This window comes from Mucilaginibacter straminoryzae, from assembly GCF_022953055.1.
Classification (GTDB): domain Bacteria; phylum Bacteroidota; class Bacteroidia; order Sphingobacteriales; family Sphingobacteriaceae; genus Mucilaginibacter; species Mucilaginibacter straminoryzae.
Genome location: NZ_JALJEJ010000004.1, coordinates 197,829 through 217,802, shown reverse-complemented (window position 1 = coordinate 217,802; position 19,974 = coordinate 197,829). Strand labels below are relative to the sequence as shown.

At 44.3% G+C, this 19,974-nt stretch carries 21 protein-coding genes; 9 read left to right on the top strand and 12 right to left on the bottom strand.

Features of this window, described 5'->3' with window-relative positions; genetic code table 11:
* Window positions 1–59 precede the first annotated feature (59 nt).
* Window positions 60–722, bottom strand: coding sequence for a LysE family translocator (locus MUY27_RS10475; RefSeq protein ID WP_245129972.1), 663 nt, complete (start codon window positions 720–722; stop codon window positions 60–62).
* A 152-nt stretch (window positions 723–874) separates the two neighbouring features.
* Between MUY27_RS10475 and MUY27_RS10470 the strand changes: the two genes are divergently transcribed.
* Window positions 875–2,506, top strand: coding sequence for an MFS transporter (locus tag MUY27_RS10470; protein WP_245129971.1), 1,632 nt, complete (start codon window positions 875–877; stop codon window positions 2,504–2,506).
* Between the two features lie 118 nt (window positions 2,507–2,624).
* Window positions 2,625–3,104 carry a deoxycytidylate deaminase gene (locus tag MUY27_RS10465; protein WP_338042662.1) on the top strand — a complete coding sequence of 160 codons (480 nt, stop codon included), beginning with the start codon at window positions 2,625–2,627 and terminating at the stop codon, window positions 3,102–3,104.
* Here MUY27_RS10465 and cmk read toward each other — a convergent pair.
* The gene (gene cmk / locus MUY27_RS10460; protein ID WP_245129969.1) at window positions 3,093–3,770 is read right to left on the bottom strand and encodes a (d)CMP kinase; all 678 of its coding nucleotides are present in this window, start codon (window positions 3,768–3,770) and stop codon (window positions 3,093–3,095) included. The two genes, MUY27_RS10465 and cmk, sit on opposite strands and share 12 nt — an antisense overlap.
* A 147-nt stretch (window positions 3,771–3,917) precedes the next feature.
* On the opposite strand from cmk, the gene arfB reads away from it, so the two are divergent.
* Window positions 3,918–4,328, top strand: a complete 411-nt coding sequence (gene arfB, locus MUY27_RS10455) for an alternative ribosome rescue aminoacyl-tRNA hydrolase ArfB (protein WP_245129968.1) — start codon at window positions 3,918–3,920, stop codon at window positions 4,326–4,328.
* On the opposite strand, the gene MUY27_RS10450 is transcribed toward arfB, so the two are convergent.
* Both MUY27_RS10450 and lon read right to left on the bottom strand, forming a co-directional pair.
* On the bottom strand, window positions 4,325–5,290 hold the full coding sequence (locus MUY27_RS10450) for a lipid A deacylase LpxR family protein (protein ID WP_245129967.1): 966 nt from the start codon (window positions 5,288–5,290) through the stop codon (window positions 4,325–4,327). The genes arfB and MUY27_RS10450 overlap by 4 nt on opposite strands.
* Window positions 5,291–5,378: 88 nt before the next feature.
* Window positions 5,379–7,853 (bottom strand): endopeptidase La, encoded by a 2,475-nt coding sequence (lon, locus tag MUY27_RS10445; RefSeq protein ID WP_245129966.1) that lies wholly within the window; start codon window positions 7,851–7,853, stop codon window positions 5,379–5,381.
* 373 nt (window positions 7,854–8,226) lie between these two features.
* Between lon and MUY27_RS10440 the strand changes: the two genes are divergently transcribed.
* Window positions 8,227–8,850: a tetratricopeptide repeat protein gene (locus MUY27_RS10440; protein ID WP_245129965.1), complete on the top strand. Its 624-nt coding sequence runs from the start codon at window positions 8,227–8,229 to the stop codon at window positions 8,848–8,850.
* 49 nt (window positions 8,851–8,899) lie between these two features.
* On the opposite strand, the gene MUY27_RS10435 is transcribed toward MUY27_RS10440, so the two are convergent.
* Together MUY27_RS10435 and gpmI are read right to left on the bottom strand one after the other, a co-directional pair.
* Entirely contained in the window at window positions 8,900–9,445 is a 546-nt protein-coding gene (locus MUY27_RS10435) for a hypothetical protein (RefSeq protein ID WP_245129964.1), read from the bottom strand.
* Window positions 9,432–10,952: a 2,3-bisphosphoglycerate-independent phosphoglycerate mutase gene (gene gpmI, locus MUY27_RS10430; protein WP_245129963.1), complete on the bottom strand. Its 1,521-nt coding sequence runs from the start codon at window positions 10,950–10,952 to the stop codon at window positions 9,432–9,434. Before gpmI ends, MUY27_RS10435 begins: the two co-directional genes overlap by 14 nt.
* A gap of 147 nt (window positions 10,953–11,099) precedes the next feature.
* Here gpmI and nadC point away from each other — a divergent pair, with 147 nt between their 5' ends.
* Genes nadC through MUY27_RS10410 form a run of 4 tightly spaced genes read left to right on the top strand, consistent with a single transcriptional unit; the run spans window position 11,100 to window position 14,201 of the window.
* A complete protein-coding gene (gene nadC / locus MUY27_RS10425) occupies window positions 11,100–11,948 on the top strand; it encodes a carboxylating nicotinate-nucleotide diphosphorylase (protein WP_245129962.1) in 849 nt (282 codons plus the stop codon).
* Window positions 11,949–11,993: 45 nt separating this feature from the next.
* Complete coding sequence (gene plsY, locus MUY27_RS10420) at window positions 11,994–12,644, top strand: glycerol-3-phosphate 1-O-acyltransferase PlsY (protein WP_245129961.1); 651 nt, start codon at window positions 11,994–11,996, stop codon at window positions 12,642–12,644.
* Between the two features lies 1 nt (window position 12,645).
* Entirely contained in the window at window positions 12,646–13,452 is an 807-nt protein-coding gene (locus MUY27_RS10415) for a M48 family metallopeptidase (RefSeq protein WP_245129960.1), read from the top strand.
* Between the two features lie 2 nt (window positions 13,453–13,454).
* The gene (locus MUY27_RS10410; protein WP_245129959.1) at window positions 13,455–14,201 is read left to right on the top strand and encodes a YqjF family protein; all 747 of its coding nucleotides are present in this window, start codon (window positions 13,455–13,457) and stop codon (window positions 14,199–14,201) included.
* Here MUY27_RS10410 and MUY27_RS10405 read toward each other — a convergent pair.
* The 6 genes from MUY27_RS10405 to MUY27_RS10380 all read right to left on the bottom strand — a co-directional run bounded on the left by MUY27_RS10405 (window position 14,198) and on the right by MUY27_RS10380 (window position 18,973).
* Window positions 14,198–14,884, bottom strand: coding sequence for a GNAT family N-acetyltransferase (locus MUY27_RS10405; RefSeq protein ID WP_245129958.1), 687 nt, complete (start codon window positions 14,882–14,884; stop codon window positions 14,198–14,200). The two genes, MUY27_RS10410 and MUY27_RS10405, sit on opposite strands and share 4 nt — an antisense overlap.
* Window positions 14,885–14,932: 48 nt before the next feature.
* Window positions 14,933–16,210 carry an anthranilate synthase component I family protein gene (locus MUY27_RS10400; protein WP_245129957.1) on the bottom strand — a complete coding sequence of 426 codons (1,278 nt, stop codon included), beginning with the start codon at window positions 16,208–16,210 and terminating at the stop codon, window positions 14,933–14,935.
* Between the two features lie 137 nt (window positions 16,211–16,347).
* Complete coding sequence (locus MUY27_RS10395; RefSeq protein WP_245129956.1) at window positions 16,348–17,625, bottom strand: adenylosuccinate synthase; 1,278 nt, start codon at window positions 17,623–17,625, stop codon at window positions 16,348–16,350.
* Complete coding sequence (locus tag MUY27_RS10390) at window positions 17,626–18,255, bottom strand: nucleotidyl transferase AbiEii/AbiGii toxin family protein (RefSeq protein WP_245129955.1); 630 nt, start codon at window positions 18,253–18,255, stop codon at window positions 17,626–17,628.
* Window positions 18,210–18,503 (bottom strand): DUF6922 domain-containing protein, encoded by a 294-nt coding sequence (locus MUY27_RS10385; protein ID WP_245129954.1) that lies wholly within the window; start codon window positions 18,501–18,503, stop codon window positions 18,210–18,212. Before MUY27_RS10385 ends, MUY27_RS10390 begins: the two co-directional genes overlap by 46 nt.
* A 2-nt stretch (window positions 18,504–18,505) precedes the next feature.
* Window positions 18,506–18,973, bottom strand: a complete 468-nt coding sequence (locus MUY27_RS10380; RefSeq protein WP_245129953.1) for a Fur family transcriptional regulator — start codon at window positions 18,971–18,973, stop codon at window positions 18,506–18,508.
* Between the two features lie 161 nt (window positions 18,974–19,134).
* On the opposite strand from MUY27_RS10380, the gene MUY27_RS10375 reads away from it, so the two are divergent.
* Window positions 19,135–19,962: a 2OG-Fe(II) oxygenase gene (locus MUY27_RS10375; protein WP_245129952.1), complete on the top strand. Its 828-nt coding sequence runs from the start codon at window positions 19,135–19,137 to the stop codon at window positions 19,960–19,962.
* The last annotated feature ends 12 nt before the right edge of the window (window positions 19,963–19,974 follow it).

The following is a 19,974-nucleotide window of genomic DNA, read 5'->3' as shown; positions in this document are numbered from 1 at the left end:
CCGAATTCTTTGTCCTTTTTTTATTTGCTGAATGCTTGAAGTGAAATCTGCTGATCAGATTAGTTATTACTGGCGACGATAGGCGAGAAGATGATATGGGTTACCAGCTTGTCTGTGATAATCAGTGCGGCGATGATCAGCGCGGCACCTGCCACGTAATTCAACCGGTGGATCAGCCGCTCTGATATTTTATCCCTTAGTTTATTGGCATAAAAGGCCTTGGTAACGTCCATGCCAAACTGTATGATCAGGATGGTAAGGAACATAATGGCAATCTTCAGCTGGCGGTGTGGTACGCCCAGATGATAAATAGTACTGGCAGTGCCAATTACCGTAACCCAATGGAACAGCAGGGTAGGGTTGAATATGCACATCAGGAAACCCTTTAAGAAGTAGCCCGCACGGTTAACGCTTGCCGGTTCATGGGTATCATAATCTATTTCGGGCTTTTTTAAGAGGTAGTATACGCCAATACAGAACAGGATAACTGCCCCGGTAATGCCGAGCCAAATCTTAGCCTGCTGCGAAAGATCGAACATTTGCGATCCGAATAAAATAGCGCCTACAAAAACCACATCGCTGCTGACCACACCCAGCGCCAAAGCGGCACCTGCGTGAAACCCTTTCTCGATACTGGTTTTAATTAAAGCAAAAAAAACAGGGCCGGTAAGAAAGGTTAATACTAACCCGATACCTATTCCCGAGAATACCGCTTCTATCATTAATGCTGTTTAACGTATCCGTTTTTCAACGGTGCAATTTTATACATTTAACAAAGAAACTAAGCACATGGCGTCATTTATTTTTCAAAATCCGTTAAGAATTTAAAAAATTGAACTATGTTAGTGTCCCAAAAACACCAACTAATCATCTAATGGAACAAAACAACGCTAGTAATCGCTCGGCCTTATACTCTCTTATAACCGTGTGGTTCTTCTGGGGCTTTTCCGCCGCTTCAAACGGTGTGTTCATCCCCTTCTGTAAAACTCACTTCAATCTTACCCAATTCGAGTCTCAATTAATCGACTTTACTTTTTACGGTGGTTATTTTATTGGCTCTCTTGTACTTTATTTCGCTTCACAAATTACCCGTGTAGATATTTTAAATAAGCTCGGCTATAAAAATGCCATTGTGTACGGATTATTAATCTCGACTGCAGGCGCACTGTTAATGGTTCCTGCAATAAATGCAGGTGTGTTTGGATTCATCTTAGGCGCTTTCTTCATCATTGCAATAGGCTTCTCGTTACAGCAAACAGCGGTAAACCCATTCATTGTAGCTTTGGGCCCGCCCGAAACCGGTGCAACACGCCTTAACCTTGCAGGTGGGGTAAACAACTTCGGTAGTATTTTAGGCCCGGTAGTGGTAAGCTTCCTGTTATTTGGTTCAGCAGCGGGTTCAGATGCGGGTAAAACCGTGTCTATTTCTTCTGTGAATATGCTTTACTGGATCCTTGCAGGCTTGTTCCTTGCGCTGGCAATTTTCTTCTGGATCACCAAACTGCCTAAAGTAACCAGCGATGAGCAGATTGAGCAAAGCACAAAGGCGAATCTTCCGTTGTTTGTCGTATTCATTGCGTTCTGTCTTATTTTAGGCGCTACGCCGTTGGCTAACGCCACTGGCTTGTCAAACGCTTATTTCGTATATGGCGCTTTATTCATTATTATATTCACGCTCATCTTTGCATCTTCTAAAGCAACTAAGCAAAAAGAAGGTTGGGGTGCTATGCGTTACCCGCAACTGATCTTAGGTATGCTGGCTATCTTTACCTATGTAGGTACAGAGGTAACCATCCAAAGTAATTTCGGGTCATTGTTAAGAACACCCGCCTTCGGTAGCATTCCCGAAGCTGGTCTGGCTCCGTATATCTCTTTATACTGGGGCAGTTTAATGATCGGCCGCTGGACCGGTGCACTGGGCGTTTTCAATATGTCTAAAACAACCCGTACGGTCATGACGGTAATTGTACCTTTTATCGCTTTCGCGGTTGTACTTGGTGCAAACGTGATCAGTAATGCCGATATTTCTAAAATAGCGCCTTACGGTGTTTGTGTGGTATTCCTGATTGTAGGTTTCTTCCTGGGTAAAGAAAAGCCGATCCGCACGCTGCTGATCTTCGGTTTATTGGGTGTAGCCTTCATGCTGATCGGTTTATTTACCAATGGCATTGTTGCAACTTATGCTTTTGTAAGCGGTGGTCTGTGCTGTTCAATTATGTGGCCTTCTATTTTCGCATTAGCGTTAGCAGGCTTAGGTAAATATTCTAGCCAGGGCGCTTCTTTGCTGATCATGATGATCCTGGGTGGTTCTATCATTCCACCGGTGCAGGGTATCTTGGCTGACGGCAGCAACAACATTGTCCCAGGTATGAGCGGTATCCACTTCTCTTACATTGTGCCTGTTTTGGGCTTTGCTTACCTGGCATTCTTTGCCTGGAAAGCGGGTGCAGAACTGCGCAAACAAGGTATCGATATCGACCATATCGAAGCTGGCGCAGGGCACTAAGATTTTGTCATTGGTCAATTGTCATTAGTCATTCGTTAATAGTAAGTATGAAAAAATACCCAATAGTGTCAATGACTAATGACCGATGACCAGCGGCAGCGATAATGACTAATAAAAGATGAAACCAAGTTTCGATCATATTTTTATGAATCTGGCAACCGACCTGGCCCAACGCAGTCACTGCGTTAAGGCGCAGGTCGGTGCCGTTTTAGCGAAGGATACCCGCATTATTTCCATCGGCTATAATGGCCCGCCCGCAGGTACACACAACTGCGACGAGGAGTGGCCCGAAACAGGCTGCCCAAGGGATGCGCGTGGAAGTTGTTCTTTAGCTTTACATGCCGAAGAAAATGCCATTCTTTATGCCGTTAAAAATGGCGCAAAGTTAGAAGGGGCAACCATGTATACCACCTTGTCGCCTTGCCTGCCATGTGCCAGGTTAATATTTTCTGCGGGCATTACCCAGGTGTATTACCGTAAATCTTATGCAGAATACAAAGGCTTACCCAGCGATGAAGGCGTGGATTTTCTGAATCACTTCGGGGTGAAAGCACAAAAGTTTGATGACGCGGATGTACCGCTGAAACTACCCCTTTAAAAAAGGTTCTACCTTATCCAGGGCAAACTGAAGTTGCTGCTCCGGAGTAAGGTTGGTATTATCTAATATAATGGCATCTTCGGCCCGTATAAGCGGACTTTCGGCGCGTGTAGTGTCAAGGTAGTCCCGATGTGCTAAATTCTCGAAAACTTCTTCTAAAGTAATATCCGGATTATTGGGTTGCAGCTCTTTAAAACGGCGTTCTGCGCGAACTTTAGGATCGGCGGTCATAAACAGCTTCACTTGTGCGTTTGGGAATACGGTAGTGCCAATATCGCGGCCATCCATCACAATGTTTTTAGAACGGCCCATGCGTTGCTGCTGCTTCACCATCTCGTGCCGTACACTGCGAATGGCCGCTACCGCACTTACGTTTTCTGATACCGGCATCAGGCGGATTTCGTCTGACACTTCTTCATCATTCAGCAGGATATGGGTTTGGTAGTCGCGGGCATGGAAGTTCAGATGTACCTCTGGTAACACTGCTTCAACAGCGGCCGGATCTTTCAGATCGATATTTTTTCTAAGCAGATAGAGCGTTACTGCCCGGTACATGGCGCCGCTATCGACATAAATAAAGTGAAGTTGTTTGGCTAATGCTTTTGCAAGGGTACTTTTTCCGCAAGAAGAATAGCCATCGATAGCTACCACAATGTTACTGCTCATACATTGCAAATTTAAGTATTTGTGCTTACACTGGTCGATTTTTATAATTACACCAATCCCTTTTTAATGATTGCACCGATTTTTGTTGCTGATTACCTATTTTGCACATCGGTGTAATCTTAAAATAAAACAGTGTAATCTATTATAATGAATTTTAGTAAAGAAGATCTCGCCAGGGAAACAAGCTTTAAGGCTTCGCGCAGCGGGGGTAAAGGCGGGCAAAATGTAAACAAGGTTTCAAGTAGGGTAGAGCTTAATTTTGATATAGAAGCTTCTGCGCTGTTTAACGAAGAGCAGAGACTGCTGTTAAAGCAAAAGCTGGCTTCCAGGCTAAATAAAGATGGCTTGGTACAAGTAGTTTGCGACGAAGAGCGCAGCCAGTTACTGAACCGGCAGATTGCTTTAGAAAAGTTGTACGCGCTTGTTGTTAAAGCCTTTGAGAAGCCTAAAGTACGTAAGCCAACAAAAGTTAGCCGGGCTGCTAAGGCTGCACGATTGGATCAGAAAAAGCAGCACGCTGCAAAAAAAGAATCGCGCCGTAAGGGCTTCGATTATTAATCGAAGTGGTACATCACCGTTACCGATCCCCATTGGTGCGACCGCACCATTTCTTTCACATCTTTGGTATGGAAGATAACGCTGGCATCAACAGTCCATCGGTCGCCGCTATTAAACGCGCCGCCCAGTTGATTGCTGATCATTACTTTATTTAGTTTGCCTGCTACCTGCATACTTTCCGGGTATACTGCGCCTTTGCCCTCTACAGTAATATCTTTTACCTGCAGGTTCACCAATGGTTTATAATAGAAGAAAAACTCCTGGTCATTGGCTTTTACGCCCGGGCGGTCTATCACCGTGCTTTGGGTAATTACAGAATTAAAAAGCTTGTTGAAGCGGCCCAACCGAAGCATGGGGCCTAATCCGCCGCCAATAAAACCGGTACCAAGGTTGGCATAAGAAGTGAAGCTAACGTCTACCCAATTACCACCTCGTGCCAGCATCTTGTTGTATTCGCCGGAAGCATTGATCACCAGCGCATTTTTAATCTGGTATTGCCAGCCATCCGGCGGGTAAAAGCCAAATACCTTATGGATGAGATTTTGTGCCTGGCGGCCATAAGCACGCGGACCAACCACCCCTAATTGAAGACCAACCTTAAAATTACTTTGCTTTTTGTACAACACATTATAGTTGGCACCCAAATACAAATAGCCCGCAAACGGCCTGTCGATATAACCCGGATCAGCAACGCCATTTACGTTGATGGAGCCGGATTGCGGGTTGAACATTTTCTGCCCTGCCTCGAAGCCAAGTACACGGTTAGCAATTTTTCCATCTTCGTCAAAAGGTAAAGCGCGGCGGTAATAAATAAATATCCCGTTGGTGTAATACCGGTCTGATCCCTGCGCCAGGTAAGAATCATTGTCTGTTTGCAGGCCTACTTCCTGATGGCGGTACTGCGCTTTAGCAGCAATAGCAATTAAAAGAACAAATATTAAAAGGGGTAATGTACGTTTCATTCAGGGTTGGAAAAGGATATCATACAACCGCTAAAAATAGAAAAAGCCCCGTTAAAAACGAGGCTTTTAAAGTGTTAAATCTTATGAGTTAATTCATTACCGGTTTAAAGTCTTCCTTTACCGTAAGATCCAGAGGCTCAGTAACCTTTTCCTGAAGCAGGGCCAGGTCTATCACTTCGCGCATCTGCGTTACATAATGGAATTTCATATCCTTAATGTAATCTTCCTTAATATCCAGAATATCCTTTTGGTTGGACTTGCAAAGAATGATCTCTTTGATATCCGCACGTTTAGCTGCCAGGATCTTTTCCTTGATGCCACCTACCGGAAGTACGCGTCCGCGGAGCGTGATCTCGCCTGTCATGGCCAGGTTCGGTTTAACCCTGCGCTGTGTAAATGCCGAAGTAAGGGCGGTAAGCATAGTGATTCCTGCAGAAGGACCGTCTTTTGGCGTAGCACCTGCCGGAACGTGGATGTGTACGTCCCACTGGTCAAACAAGCGCTGATCGATATTAAACATTCCTGCATGGGCGCGTAAATATGCCAATGCAATGGTTGCCGATTCCTTCATCACATCGCCCAGGCTGCCGGTTAAGGTTAAGCGCCCTTTGCCGGGGCTTAAGCTCGCTTCGATAAATAAAATATCTCCGCCTACTTGTGTCCATGCTAAACCTGTTACCACACCGGCAAACTCGTTACCTTCGTAAAGGTCTTTATCGAAAATTGGTGCGCCGAGGATTTTCTCCACTTCCGCCTTGCTTACTGTAGGGCTGTAAGGTTCTTCCATGGCGATGTTTTTAGCCACGCCGCGTACCACCGAACCGATTTTTTTATCCAGGGCACGTACACCGGACTCGCGGGTATACTGTTCTATCACCTTTTCAATAACATCGTTTTTCAGTATTACCTCTTTGGTTTTTACGCCATGCGCTTCGCGCTGTTTAGGTAACAGGTGCTGCCGTGCAATTTCTATCTTTTCTTCAATGGTGTAGCCGTTCACCTCAATGATCTCCATCCTGTCCAGCAGGGCAGGTTGTACCGAGCTAAGCGAATTTGCCGTAGCAATGAACATTACGTTAGAAAGGTCGAAATCCAGTTCAACGTAGTTATCGTAAAACGTAGCGTTCTGTTCCGGGTCTAACACTTCGAGCAGGGCTGAAGAGGGGTCGCCACGGAAATCGTTACCCACTTTATCAATCTCGTCAAGAATAAAAACCGGGTTTGCCGCGCCTGCTTTTTTGATAGATTGGATCACCCGGCCCGGCATTGCACCGATATAGGTTTTACGGTGACCGCGAATTTCCGCTTCGTCACGCAAGCCACCTAAGGCCATACGTACATATTTGCGCCCTAAAGCTTTGGCGATGGATTTTCCAAGTGAAGTTTTACCTACCCCCGGAGGGCCGACCAGGCAAAGGATAGGGGCTTTCATATTATGCTTCAGCTTCAGTACAGCCAGGTATTCTATAATACGCTGCTTTACTTTGTCGAGGCCGAAGTGGTCTTTATCAAGTATCTTTTGTGCCCGTTTCAGGTCGAAATTATCTTTGGTAAATTCGTTCCAAGGCAAATCAAGCAACAACTCCAAATAGTTGATCTGGACTGAATAATCTGCTGCTGCGGGGTTAATGCGGCTTAGCTTATCCAGCTCTTTGTTAAAATGATCTGCAACCTCTTTCGCCCATTTCTTTTTCTTGCCGCGGTTGCGCAGGTTTTCCATTTCCAGGTCTGGCGTGTTGCCGCCCAGCTCTTCCTGTATGGTTTTCAACTGCTGGCTCAGGAAATAATCGCGCTGCTGCTTATCCAGGTCTGTCCGCACTTTGGTTTGGATCTGGTTTTTCAGCTCCAGCATTTGCAACTCGGTCGTGAGATGTTCCAGTACCATTTTAGCGCGTTCGCGCAGGTTGCCGTTCTCCAGCATGCGTTGCTTTACAGACATATCGGCATTCATATTAGACGATATGAAGTTGATCAGGAATGAAGTGCTTTCGATATTTTTAATCGCAATACCCGCCTCGGTCGGGATGTTCGGCGAAAGCTGAACAATGCTCATGGCCATGTCTTTGATAGACGATACCATGGCTTTAAATTCCTGGTCTTCCCGGGGTTTAACCTCCTGGAAAGGCTCGACAACGGCCTTAAGATAAGGCTCGCTTTGTATTTCTTCTTTTAAAGTAAATCTTCTTTTACCTTGCAAAATAACCGTGGTATTACCATCGGGCATTTGCAGCATTTTTACAATGAGTGCGGTAGTACCAACCGTATGTAACTGGTCGAAAGCGGGGTCTTCTATACCCACATCTTGTTGCGCAACCACCCCGATAATTCGCTCACCTTTGTTCGCGTCTCGTATCAGTTTAATTGATTTATCTCTGCCAACGGTAATGGGAATTACAACGCCGGGAAAAAGTACAGTATTACGAAGCGGAAGTATAGCTAAAACCTCGGGTACCTGCTCATTGTTCATTTCCTCTTCATCCTCAGATGACATTAACGGAAAAAACTCAGAATCTTCGTTGATTACCGGTAATGCACTCTTAAAGTCAAACGGATCATAGCTCATTAAGCACCCTTTCTATTTTTAAATAACGTCAAGTTGTCAGTCTTAGTTGCCTAAAACCTTATCAGAACAGTCTTTTGTATAACTAAACTGTTGTAGCTGCAATAAGTTCAAGAGATGTGCCAAGATACGACAAACCAAAACATAACCGTGACCATATAGCGAAAATACTGATACTGTTTAACTTATTCTTTAATTTACTGTTACAAAGAGATGACAGGTTACGTAAGGGTTATGAAAAAACGTCAGCATGCTTATATTTGGTGCGGCAAGGTTTTTGAACAGATTAGGAAAATAATTGTAGTACGTCATAATAAAATATAATGTTAACAGTTATTTGTATGTTACATTGTATTGTTACATATTAGTCCTTCCGATGAGGTTACAGGTTTTATTTCTTGGAATCGCAATAGCTTCTGCTCATGCGTCGTATGCGCAGAACGCCTATGTAAAGCTTGGTCAGCAGGCTTTAATGGAAGGGGACTTTAAAGTTGCCATACAGCGGCTGGAAAAAGCATGCGTTATTGACTCTACCAATGCCGACGCTTTATGGATGCTGGGTTATTCTTATTACCACAGTAACAGCTATAAAAAATCTATCTCTACTTATAATAAGGTAATTGCTGTTAAACCAGCCGATGCTACAGCTTACTACTATCGTGCACGCGCCAAAACTTACCTGGGAAGGGACAACAGCCTTACTTTTCAGGATAAGGAAAAGTATTTGCTCGGCGCTATTGTAGATTTTACCAAAGCCATTGCACTGGAGCCGGCAGATTTTAAATATTACCAAAACAGGGGCATAGCCTACCGCGAATACGCTGTTTTTAAATTAGACCAGTCGACTAAAGCTTTTGACAAGAATAGGGGTATTAACGCCTTGCGTGCATCCATCGGCGACCTGGAAAAAGTGCTGAACGATAATCCTACCCGTGCTGACATTGCTTCACAGCTTTCGCTTTCAAAAGAAAAGCTGGCCACTGTTGAAGGTCATCATTGAATAGCCTCTCCCTAACCTTCTCCAAAATAGGAGAGGGAATCAATACTTTTTAGAATTTTCCGGTGATGATATAGCGGTTTTCGCCAAGGAATAAAACATGCTGCGTTTTATCGATCCGATAGAGCGAATCCGGGTAATAAAACAGTTTTTCTGAAGTTTCGTAAAGCAGGTTTTTAGTGTGGTTGTAGATCTGTAAAGATTTTACATTGTCGCCGCTTTTTTGAATAATGATCTGCCTGGTTTTCAGATTAGAGACCAGGGCAGTGTAAGTAATGGTGTTGCCGTTCTGACTGGCTTTGTAACTTTGCCGCCAGGAGGGTTTGTTGATATCTGAACCTGAAAAGAGGCTGAGTTCCTGCCCCCAATTGGCAATTTTAACCGCTTTAGTTTCTGCTTCACCATTGTGTGATACCGTTTTTGCTACCGTAGGGTTTTGGCTGGCCAACCGAGCAGAATCTGTACGGACGAAACCCTTCAGGTCGAAGAATTTGAAGTCGCCTTTGCGTTCTTTTAGCTCAGGGCGACAGTTGGTGAGTCCAAATAAAATAAGAAGGCAGAGGGCAAAGCCTCTGCCGGTATTTTTATACCAATACATTTCCGGTCATTTCAGGCGGGATAGCCACACCCAGAATATTTAATACTGTCGGTGCAATGTCGCCCAGTTTACCGTCTTTCACCTGGTGTACATCTTTGTCTATAATGATACAAGGCACCAGGTTGGTGGTATGGGCCGTATTTGGCGAGCCATCTTCGTTCACCATATAGTCGGCATTACCGTGGTCTGCAATGATGATGAATGAATAACCATTTTTTAAACCGGTTTCTACAACAGCCTGGGTACATTGGTCTACCGTTTCTGCTGCTTTTATCACCGCTTCAAAAACACCGGTATGGCCAACCATATCTGTATTGGCAAAGTTAAGGCAAATAAAATCAGCCCAGCCTTTTTCCAGTTCAGGGATAATGGCATCGCGGATACCTTCTGCGCTCATTTCTGGCTGCAGATCATAAGTGGCTACTTTTGGCGATGGGATCAGGATACGTTTTTCGTTCTCGAACTCTTTTTCGCGGCCGCCGGAGAAGAAGAAGGTCACGTGCGGATATTTCTCCGTCTCGGCAATCCGGATCTGGTTTTTGCCTGCTTTTTCTAATACTTCGCCGATGGTTTGCGTCAGATCATCTTTGGTGAACACCACCTGCACGCCTTTAAAGGTTTCGTCATAAGTGGTCATGGTGATGTAACGCAGATCCAGCGGGTGCATGTTATACTCAGGGAATGGTTTCTGAGTTAAAGCCAGCGTAATTTCCCGGCCGCGGTCTGTACGGAAGTTGAAACACAATACCACATCGCCTTCTTTAATTACGGCTAATGGCGAACCATTCTCGTCTGTTTTAACAATAGGCTTCACAAACTCGTCTGTCACCCCCTCGGCATAAGATTCCTGAATGGCACTGATGATGCTTGAAGCAGTCTTACCCTCGCCGTTAACCAATAAGTCATAGGCAAGCTTTACGCGCTCCCAGCGGTTATCGCGGTCCATCGCATAATAACGGCCAATGGCTGAAGCTAATTTAACGTTTGTATCAGCGATGTAATCTTCCAGGTCGGTAATATAACCCACGCCGGAATTTGGGTCTGTATCGCGTCCGTCTAAAAAGGCATGGATGTAAACCTGCGGCAAGTGGTACTCGCTGGCAGCATCGCAAAGGCCTTTCAGGTGTTTGATATGTGAATGGACGCCACCGTCTGATACCAGGCCGATGAAGTGAACATCTTTGTTATTTTGTTTGGCGTACTCAAACGCGCTTTTGATCACTGCATTTTCAGGCAATTCGTGGTCATCAACTGCTTTGTGGATACGGCCTAATTCCTGGTAAACCACCCTGCCTGCACCTAAATTCATGTGGCCAACTTCCGAGTTACCCATCTGGCCTTCCGGCAAACCTACGGCCATTCCGGATGCTTCCAGCTTTCCGTTCGGATATGCTGCCAGCAGGCGATCAAAGAAAGGGGTGTTAGCCATGTAAATGGCGTTAGATTTATCGTGACGGCCATAACCCCAGCCATCAAGGATCAGTAAGGCAAGTTTTTTGTTTTCCACGGCGCAAATATAATCTATTGCCGCGGGAATGTTTAATCAGCCTGAAAAATTGGGCCTGCCGAAAGAAATGATTCGCGTTACTAACTTTTCAATTTTATAACTGTATTAATGTAAATAACTATTTTTGGCCTTTAATCTGACCGATAATTGGATAAAGAACTTTTACAACAATTTATAACGGCCGCGCTGGCCGAAGATGTTGGCGATGGTGACCATACCTCGTTATCTACTATTCCTGCCGGGACAACAGGAAAAGCCCGTTTGCTGGTGAAAGATACCGGTATTGTTGCCGGTGTGGAATTAGCCCTGTTGATCTTTGAAGCCGTTGATCCGCAGTTGAAAGTAGACGTGGCAATTCATGATGGGGCTGCTATTAAACCTGGTGATGTGATCCTGAATGTTGAAGGCAGTGTACATAGCATTCTAAAAGCCGAGCGCCTGGTACTTAATTGTATGCAACGGATGAGTGGTGTGGCTACACGTACGCACGAGATCGTTGAACTGCTGAAAGGCACAAATACCAAAGTATTAGATACCCGAAAAACGACGCCTTTAATGCGCTACCTTGAAAAATGGGCAGTGAAAATTGGTGGCGGCGTAAACCATCGCTTTGGTTTGTATGATATGATCCTGATCAAGGACAACCATGTGGATTACTCGGGTGGTATTACCAATGCGATCCGTAATGCTCACCAATACCTGAAAGATTACCAGAAGCAGTTACAGATAGAGATTGAGGTTCGTAACCTGGATGAATTGCGCGAGGTGATAGAAGTAGGCGGGGTAGACCGGATACTGCTCGATAATTTTTCGCCGGAAACATTAAAACAGGCCGTAGAACTTAACGCAGGCCGGTTTGTTACAGAAGCATCAGGCGGTATTCATCTCGGTAACATTGCCGAATATGCAAAGTGTGGCGTTGATTATATATCTGTTGGTGCGTTGACACATTCGGTTAAAAGTTTGGACCTGAGCCTGAAGGCCGTGAAAGAATAAAGGGAGATGGGAGTTGTATTATCTTTTGAGTAATATTGTGGTGAAATGATATCTGTATATTCAATTTCAGCGCTCATTCTTGCTTATTTATTTGGTTCTATCCCTACCGCCGTGTGGATAGGTCAGGCTTTTTACGGCATTGACATCCGCGAGTATGGCAGCGGTAATGCCGGTGCCACCAATACCTTCCGTGTATTAGGGAAAAAGGCGGGTATCCCGGTAATGCTGATCGATATCCTGAAAGGATTTACAGCAACAAACCTGGCTTATTTTATAGGCGTTTCTACAACAGGGAACTATCACTCTATCGCTTTTGTAAACTACGAACTGGCCCTGGGCATTACTGCCGTAATGGGGCACCTGTTCCCAATTTTTGCAGGTTTCAGGGGGGGGAAAGGCATTGCGAGTTTGTTTGGAATGGTTTTGGCTATTCACTTGCAAGCAGCACTACTATGTGTCCTGATATTTATTATCGTGCTATTGATAACCAGATATGTATCGCTTAGCTCAATTGCAGCGGGCTTTATGTATCCTATAGCGGTCACTTTTATTTTTCCTGTCTATATTAAATCGGTTATCATATATGGCATGTGTATATGCGTGCTTATTTTAGTCACACATCAGAAGAACATAGAACGGCTGCTTAAGGGTAAAGAATCGAAAGTAAATTTATTCAAAAAGAAAGCAGTAGTTTAACATGTTAAAGAAATTCAACCTTGGCGTAATTGCAGTAGCAACTGTTTTTACCTGCTCATGCTCAACCGTGCCATTAACAGGCCGCAAACAATTAAATGTAGTAAGCGATGCCGAGATCAACCAGTCGGCGGCCACCAGTTACCGTCAGCTATTAACGGATCCTAAAACCAAAGTAATCGCAAGTACGGCAGATGCGCAGCGCGTGCAGCGCGTAGGCAGCCAATTGGCACGTGCGATACAAAATTATTTACAGCAGAACGGCTATGCCAATCAGTACAACTTTGACTGGCAGTTTAGCCTTATCCAAAGCAATGAAATTAACGCTTGGTGTATGCCAGGTGGTAAAGTAGCCGTATATACCGGCATATTACCATATACTAAAGATGATGCGGGCCTTGCAACCGTATTGGGGCACGAGATTGGCCATGCGATAGCCAAACACTCTGCCGAGCGGATCTCGCAGCAGTATGTAACGCAGGGTGTTGGTGCAGCCATTGGCGTGGCGGCTAATAACTCTTCATCCGCAACGGTGGGAATCATCAATCAGGCTTATGGTATCGGCGGTAGCCTGGCGCTATTGCATTATTCGCGAAGCCAGGAATCTGAAGCAGATCGTTTAGGGTTAACTTTTATGGCGATGGCCGGTTATGATCCGCACCAAGCGGTAGCGTTTTGGCAGCGCATGGCCGCCGCTTCTGAAGGTAAAAGCCAAACGCCGGAAATATTAAGCACGCACCCTTCTGACGCAACCCGTATAGCAGATATCCAAAAATACATTCCGGAAGCGATGAAATATTACCGTAAGTAATCGTGGCAAAGCTTCGTTTCCTGACCGCTGAATGGCGGGACTTGCTGATGCTGAATTACGAAGTAGATCCGGATGTGCTAAAGCCTTATCTTCCTGCCTATACCGTGCTGGACTTGTGGGAAGGTAAGGCGCTGGTAAGTATGGTGGGTTTCATGTTCATGAACACCAAAGTTATGGGCATCAAATGGCCGTGGCATGTCAACTTCGAAGAGGTGAACCTGCGGTTTTATGTGAAGCACTTTGATGGCAAGGAGTGGAAACGAGGGGCTGTTTTTGTAAGTGAGTTAGTGCCTAAGGCAGTTATCCCGCTTGTAGCCAATAACCTTTATAACGAGCATTACAAGGCACTGCCCATGCGCCATAGTGTAACTGCTGTTGATAATGATCATACGCGCTATTTGTACGAGTGGAAGTATAAAGGCAAATGGAACCGCTTAGGCGCTACGGTAAACAATGCTTTTGAACCCATCAGGGCAGGCAGCGCCGAAGAATTCATATTCGAACATTACTGGGGGTACAATCGCATCCATGGTACTAAAACGCTGGAATACCAGGTAGAGCATGAAGCCTGGAAAGTGGCGGCTGTAACTGAACCTGTTTTTGATGCGGACATTGCCGGGTTGTACGGAAAAGACTTTGTCCCCTTCCTCGGCCGCGAGCCGCATTCTGCCTTTTTCGCCAAAGGTTCGGATGTGGCAGTAAGAGTAGCTGGTAAAATCCTGGCTGCACCCTTACTGCCGGCGGATTAAAGTTTGTCCTTTACCAGTACGTAGAAGTAAGCCGGTTTTCTGATGGTAAAGCCCAACCGCTGATAAACATCAATTGCTCTTTGGTTATCATTTCTTACATGTAGAAATGGGGTTTTTCCTACTTGGGTGATCAGCTGGATCTGATGGGTTAGCAGTTGCGTAGCATACCCGTTTCCTAGGTGATCCGGATGGGTGCATACGGCACTGATCTCTGTATAATCAAATGGCTGTAAACGTTGACCGGCCATAGCTGCCAGCGTATCATTCACCAAAACACCGTAGTAATTTCCAAAATTGATAGTTCGCTCGTTAAAAGGCCCTGGATTGGTCAGCTTTGTTAGCTCCAGCATTTGCGGTACGTGCAATTCATTCAGCAAGGTCAGACTGTTAAAGTTTTTCTCCAAATCTGCTGATCCTTCATAAACCATTTGCCAGCCGACAACAAAGCCTTTTGCGCTCCAGAAAGATGGTATTTCGGTTTCTGTTACAGACATAAACAAAAACGGCCCCTCATGGGGTACCGCTTCATATAGCTTACGGAAGTTTTCCTCATTGTTTACCTCCATCCCCACAAACGGCGATACCGCTTTATCAAAGTAACGAATAGCGCCGAAGCCGTCAGCTAATGTGCTGTTCGTTGAAATGAGGGCGTTCCAGGCAGGATTATCTAAAACATGTTCCATGATAACCGCAAATGTTGGGATATTAATTAAGAAAATGACCAGAATCTTTTACTCAGGGATTATAGAGGCATTAAGTACCTGTAGGATAGCTTTTAATTTTAGCAGGCATTCTTCATATTCCAGCCCTGCATCGGCATCAAAAGTGATAGCACTGCCCGCCTGGAAAGACAGATATTTATTTTGAGCGTTGTAGATAATCGAGCGGATCACCACATTAAAATCGAAGTGATCTTTATCGTCGAAGTATCCGATTGCCCCGGAATAAACACCGCGTTTACTGCGTTCGAAGTTCTCCATCAATTGCATTGCGCTTACCTTTGGTGCGCCCGTCATGCTACCCATAGGGAAGGTATTTTTGATGGCTTCAACAGGCGATACTTCTAGATTTAAGATGCAACTGACGGTGGAGATCATCTGATGCACCTGCCGGAAGGTATATAAACCAAACAACTCGTCTACTTTAACGGTTCCGGCTACGGCTGATTTCGTCAGATCATTCCGTACCAGGTCTACAATCATCACATTCTCTTGTTGCTCTTTGATGCTGTCGCGAAGTTGCTGTTTAATCTGGGCATCCTTCTCCTGATCATGTTCCCGGCGCGCCGTACCTTTAATGGGTTGCGAGATCAATTTATCTCCTCGTTTTGCTAAAAAGCGTTCTGGTGAGGCGCAAAGGATGTATTGGTGATGATATTTAAAAAAGCTGGCGAAAGGATTAGGTGAAATTTCATTCAGACGGTTGTAAGTGCCCAAAGCATCTATGCTGACATCCTCGGCGTAAAACTCCTGGCAAAAGTTAGTAACGTAAATATCTCCGCGAGTGATATGTTCTTTGATCCGGTTGACAGATGCGATGTAATCCTGTTTAGAAAATCTTGATTTAATATCGAGTGGCGCCGGAATTGAAGGAGCATGTAGTGTAGACTGTTCTATCGCAGCAAAAATTTGTTCCGCGGCTGGTGATTCAATTGAAACAGTATCACCTTTAATTTTGATCAGGTGCTTGGGTTCAAAAAAATACAGATCTGGAAATTCCAGGTGATCTTCATTATCGGAAGTGAGCGCTTCGGTTTCGTTCTTCAAATCGTAGCCGAAAAAGCCTGTTATCCACCCATTATGTATTTTTCTGAAATCTGCCAGGGCTTCAAAAGCATCACCCGCTTGTGCAACTGCTTCCGCCTTAACCCCTGCTGCTATTAAAAAGTCAAATGCCGAATATTGGTCATTAAAACCGTTCGAGTCCAGGCAACAGCAAACATCAAAAGAAGCGGCCCACTGCAACGCTTTTTGCTTAAATGCTTTAATATCGTCGGGATGAAAAGTCACTGGGTAAAAATAATAAAGGCTCCGAAAAAGGAGCCTGTAATATAATCAAAGCCGTCATTGCGAGGAACGAAGCAATCTCTTTTAGTTGGGATTGCTTCTTCGCTTGCAGCGAATCGCAATGACGGATGGCTAATAAATTATTGAAGTACCAGGGTTTGCTTCCTGTCGGGGCCTACAGATAAATATTTCACCGGTACACCTAATTGTGCTTCCAGGAATTGAATATAAGAGCCAAGTTTTGCCGGGATTTGGTTTACTTCAGTAATACCCGTCAGGTCTTCATTCCAGCCGTCAATTTCTTCCAATATAGGCTCTGGTTTAATGCTGCAGATATCATACGGCATGTAATCAATCACTTCGCCGTTATAGTTGTATTTAGTGCAGGCATAGATTTTCTCAAAGCCACTTAATACGTCAGCCTTGGTCATCACCAATTGGGTAACGCCATTTAGCATAATCGCATATTTCAGAGCGGGTAAATCAATCCAGCCGGTACGGCGCGGGCGACCGGTAGTGGCACCAAATTCATGGCCGATACGACGCAACTCTTCACCGGTTTCATTTTCCAGTTCGGTAGGGAAGGGGCCACCACCAACACGGGTACAGTAGGCTTTGAAAATTCCGATCACCTCACCAATTTGGCGCGGTGCGATACCCAAACCGGTACAAGCACCGGCAGCAGTAGTGTTAGATGAGGTAACAAACGGATAAGAACCGAAATCGATATCCAGCATGGCGCCTTGTGCACCTTCTGCCAATACCTTTTTACCTTGTTGCAGGTAGCTGTTCACCAAATGCTCTGAATCTACCAGCGGGAACTGTTTGATCAGGTCTAAGGCTTCAAAGAAAGCTTGTTCGCGCTCGCTGAAATCGACCACTTCGCCATACAGCGATTGTAACATAGATTTATGCTTTTCTACCAGCTTCTGGTAACGCTCTTTAAAATCGGGCAAGGTAATATCGCCGATGCGCAGGCCATTACGGCCTGTTTTATCCATATAAGTAGGGCCGATACCTTTTAAGGTAGAACCAATTTTACCATCTCCCATTTTCTTTTCATTCGCGGCGTCCAGTAACTGGTGCGTAGGCAAAATCAGGTGAGCTTTCTTGGCAATCTGTAAGTTCTTTTTTGCCAGTAAATCATGGCCGGCATCTTTCAGTTTGTCCAGCTCTTTTTTTAGCGTGATCGGGTCTATCACCACACCATTACCGATCAGGTTAAGGGTGTTATCGAAAAATATACCTGAAGGGATGGTATTCAGTACAAATTTTTTGCCGTCAAATTCAAGGGTGTGGCCGGCGTTCGGGCCGCCCTGAAAGCGGGCGATCAGATCGTATTCTGCGCTTAAAACGTCAACGATCTTTCCTTTACCTTCGTCGCCCCATTGAAGGCCTAATAAAACATCAACTGCCATTTATCTTTTTGTATTAATATATAGATTGACTTCTTTAGTTATCTTTTTCTTTATTGTATCCCAACCGAGTTTTTTAAAGCAGATTGGATCAGGTTGTAAGTCTGCATCAATAAAATAGGTAGCCGACTTTAACACCATCATTGAAGAATTATTGGGGTATTTTTGCTGATAAGAAGAGAGCATCTGGTCAAATGAATAGTGATTTAACAATTCATTCAAATCCCAAAAATCCTTTTTAGCGCCTCTTCCTGCAATTGCGTTCAATTTTAAAGCGATTATATCATCCAAAGCAGCAAACCGAATCCCTTCGGTGATATCATAGTTATTAATAAACTTCTCAAAAGTACACACAAAGTCTACTTTTACGTTATTAATTGTTGTGAAAAATAATCTAGAACTTTTAAATTCCTGAATTGAAAGCGAGGAGAATTTCTCTGCAAGGGCATCAATTATTACTTCCCGGTTAAAAGGCCTATCGGTAAAAAGATCCAAGTCTATAGAAGCGCGATGGCCTAATAACAAAGATAGCGCTGTACCACCAACCAGCCTGAATTGTTCCAGTTCAGGTATTGACATTAAATCTTTCAGTAAACCCAGAGTTGCGGGTTCAACTGTTTCTTTATATAGCATTTAAAGTCAGTAGGTTTAAGATTAAAAATGGCGCAGCAAAAATAAATTTCTTTATCACCAATCCAATTTGCGTTAACAATTTCGTGTTTGATTCTTTCGTTTCCGTAAAACGTCTTTATCGCAATGAAATCTTCAAACGATCCGCGATCAATCACTTTCTCTACCACAAAGCGCGCATGCTTTTCATAGTCGATCTTATCCATATCGACATCCCAAAATGCCTGTTTGCTTAATTGTGGTTTATCCATGCTTACACTTTTCTATCGCAAAAGCCCTCTTTTAATTTAGCACAATTGCCATAAAGATTCAGGGAGTGGTGGCGGATGTCAAACTTCAGGATATCGCCCATCATAGTTTGAATTTGTTGGATGCGCGGGTCGCAGAATTCTACCACCTTTCCGCAATCAATGCAGATGATATGATCGTGTTGTTTGTACCCGTACGATTTCTCGAACTGCGCCATGTTTTTACCAAACTGGTGCTTGGTCACCAGGTCGCACGAAACCAGCAGCTCCAATGTGTTATAAACCGTGGCGCGGCTTACGCGATATTTCTTGTTTTTCATGTGGATATACAGCGACTCCACATCAAAATGATCATTTCTTGAATAAATTTCTTCGAGTATGGCAAAACGCTCAGGAGTTTTCCGGAGATTCTTATTTTCGAGATAGGCCTCGAAAATCTTTTTTACCATGGTAATGGTATCCTGCTGAGGCATAGTTAATTTTTAGCAAAGTCAAAGTTAGGAATAATGATTGAATAAGTTATAAAAGCAAGGTTGTAATGTCTGTGCCTGTACCTTAAATATGACAAAGCACTGTACCGGCTTACCCTTTTGAAAAAATATGGTTAGATTCGGAACCGATAACACATTTAGCTATGAATTTTCTCCATTCGCGTATAAAAGATCTTAAGCAACTGGGTATAGATAAAAGAGAGGAATACCTGAGCGGCGACCCGTTCCCGCATATTGTATTTGATAACTTTTTTGATGAAGAACTGCTTTCAAAAGTTGTTGAGGATTTTCCGGATCTTTCAAAAAAGGATGATGTAAAAGCCTACGATAACGCCAATGAGAAAAAGCTGGAAGCGAAGGGCGAAAAGCATTTTAGCGAAACAACAAAGATCTTCGCACATTTCCTGAACTCGCAGCCTGTTCTTGAATTTCTACAGGAATTAACCGGGATAAAAGAAACACTGATCCCCGACCCTTATTTTGTTGGCGGCGGTTATCACGAAATTAAACCGGGTGGCTTATTGAAAATCCATGCCGACTTTAATAAGCATGAAATGATGTGGCTGGACAGAAGGATAAATCTACTGGTGTACCTGAATAAAGATTGGGATGAAAGCTACGGCGGCCATTTCGAATTGTGGGATAAAGACATGACCAAATCGCACAAGAAAATTCTACCCATTTTTAACCGGGTGGCCATTTTTTCTACTACCGATTTTTCTTACCACGGGCACCCAGATCCGCTTACTTGCCCGCCCGATAGAAGCCGTAAATCATTAGCGTTGTACTACTATTCTAACGGAAGGCCAAAAAGCGAAATCACCAGTAAGCCACATGCAACCTTGTTTAAAGACAGGGCCGGCAAGCAAGAGATTGTGAAAGAACCTGTTACAGCGAAGGAAATTATATCAGATTTGGTACCGCCTATTATCTGGAAAGTTGGCAAGAAGCTGCTGAATAAACGAAACTAATAAGAATAAACA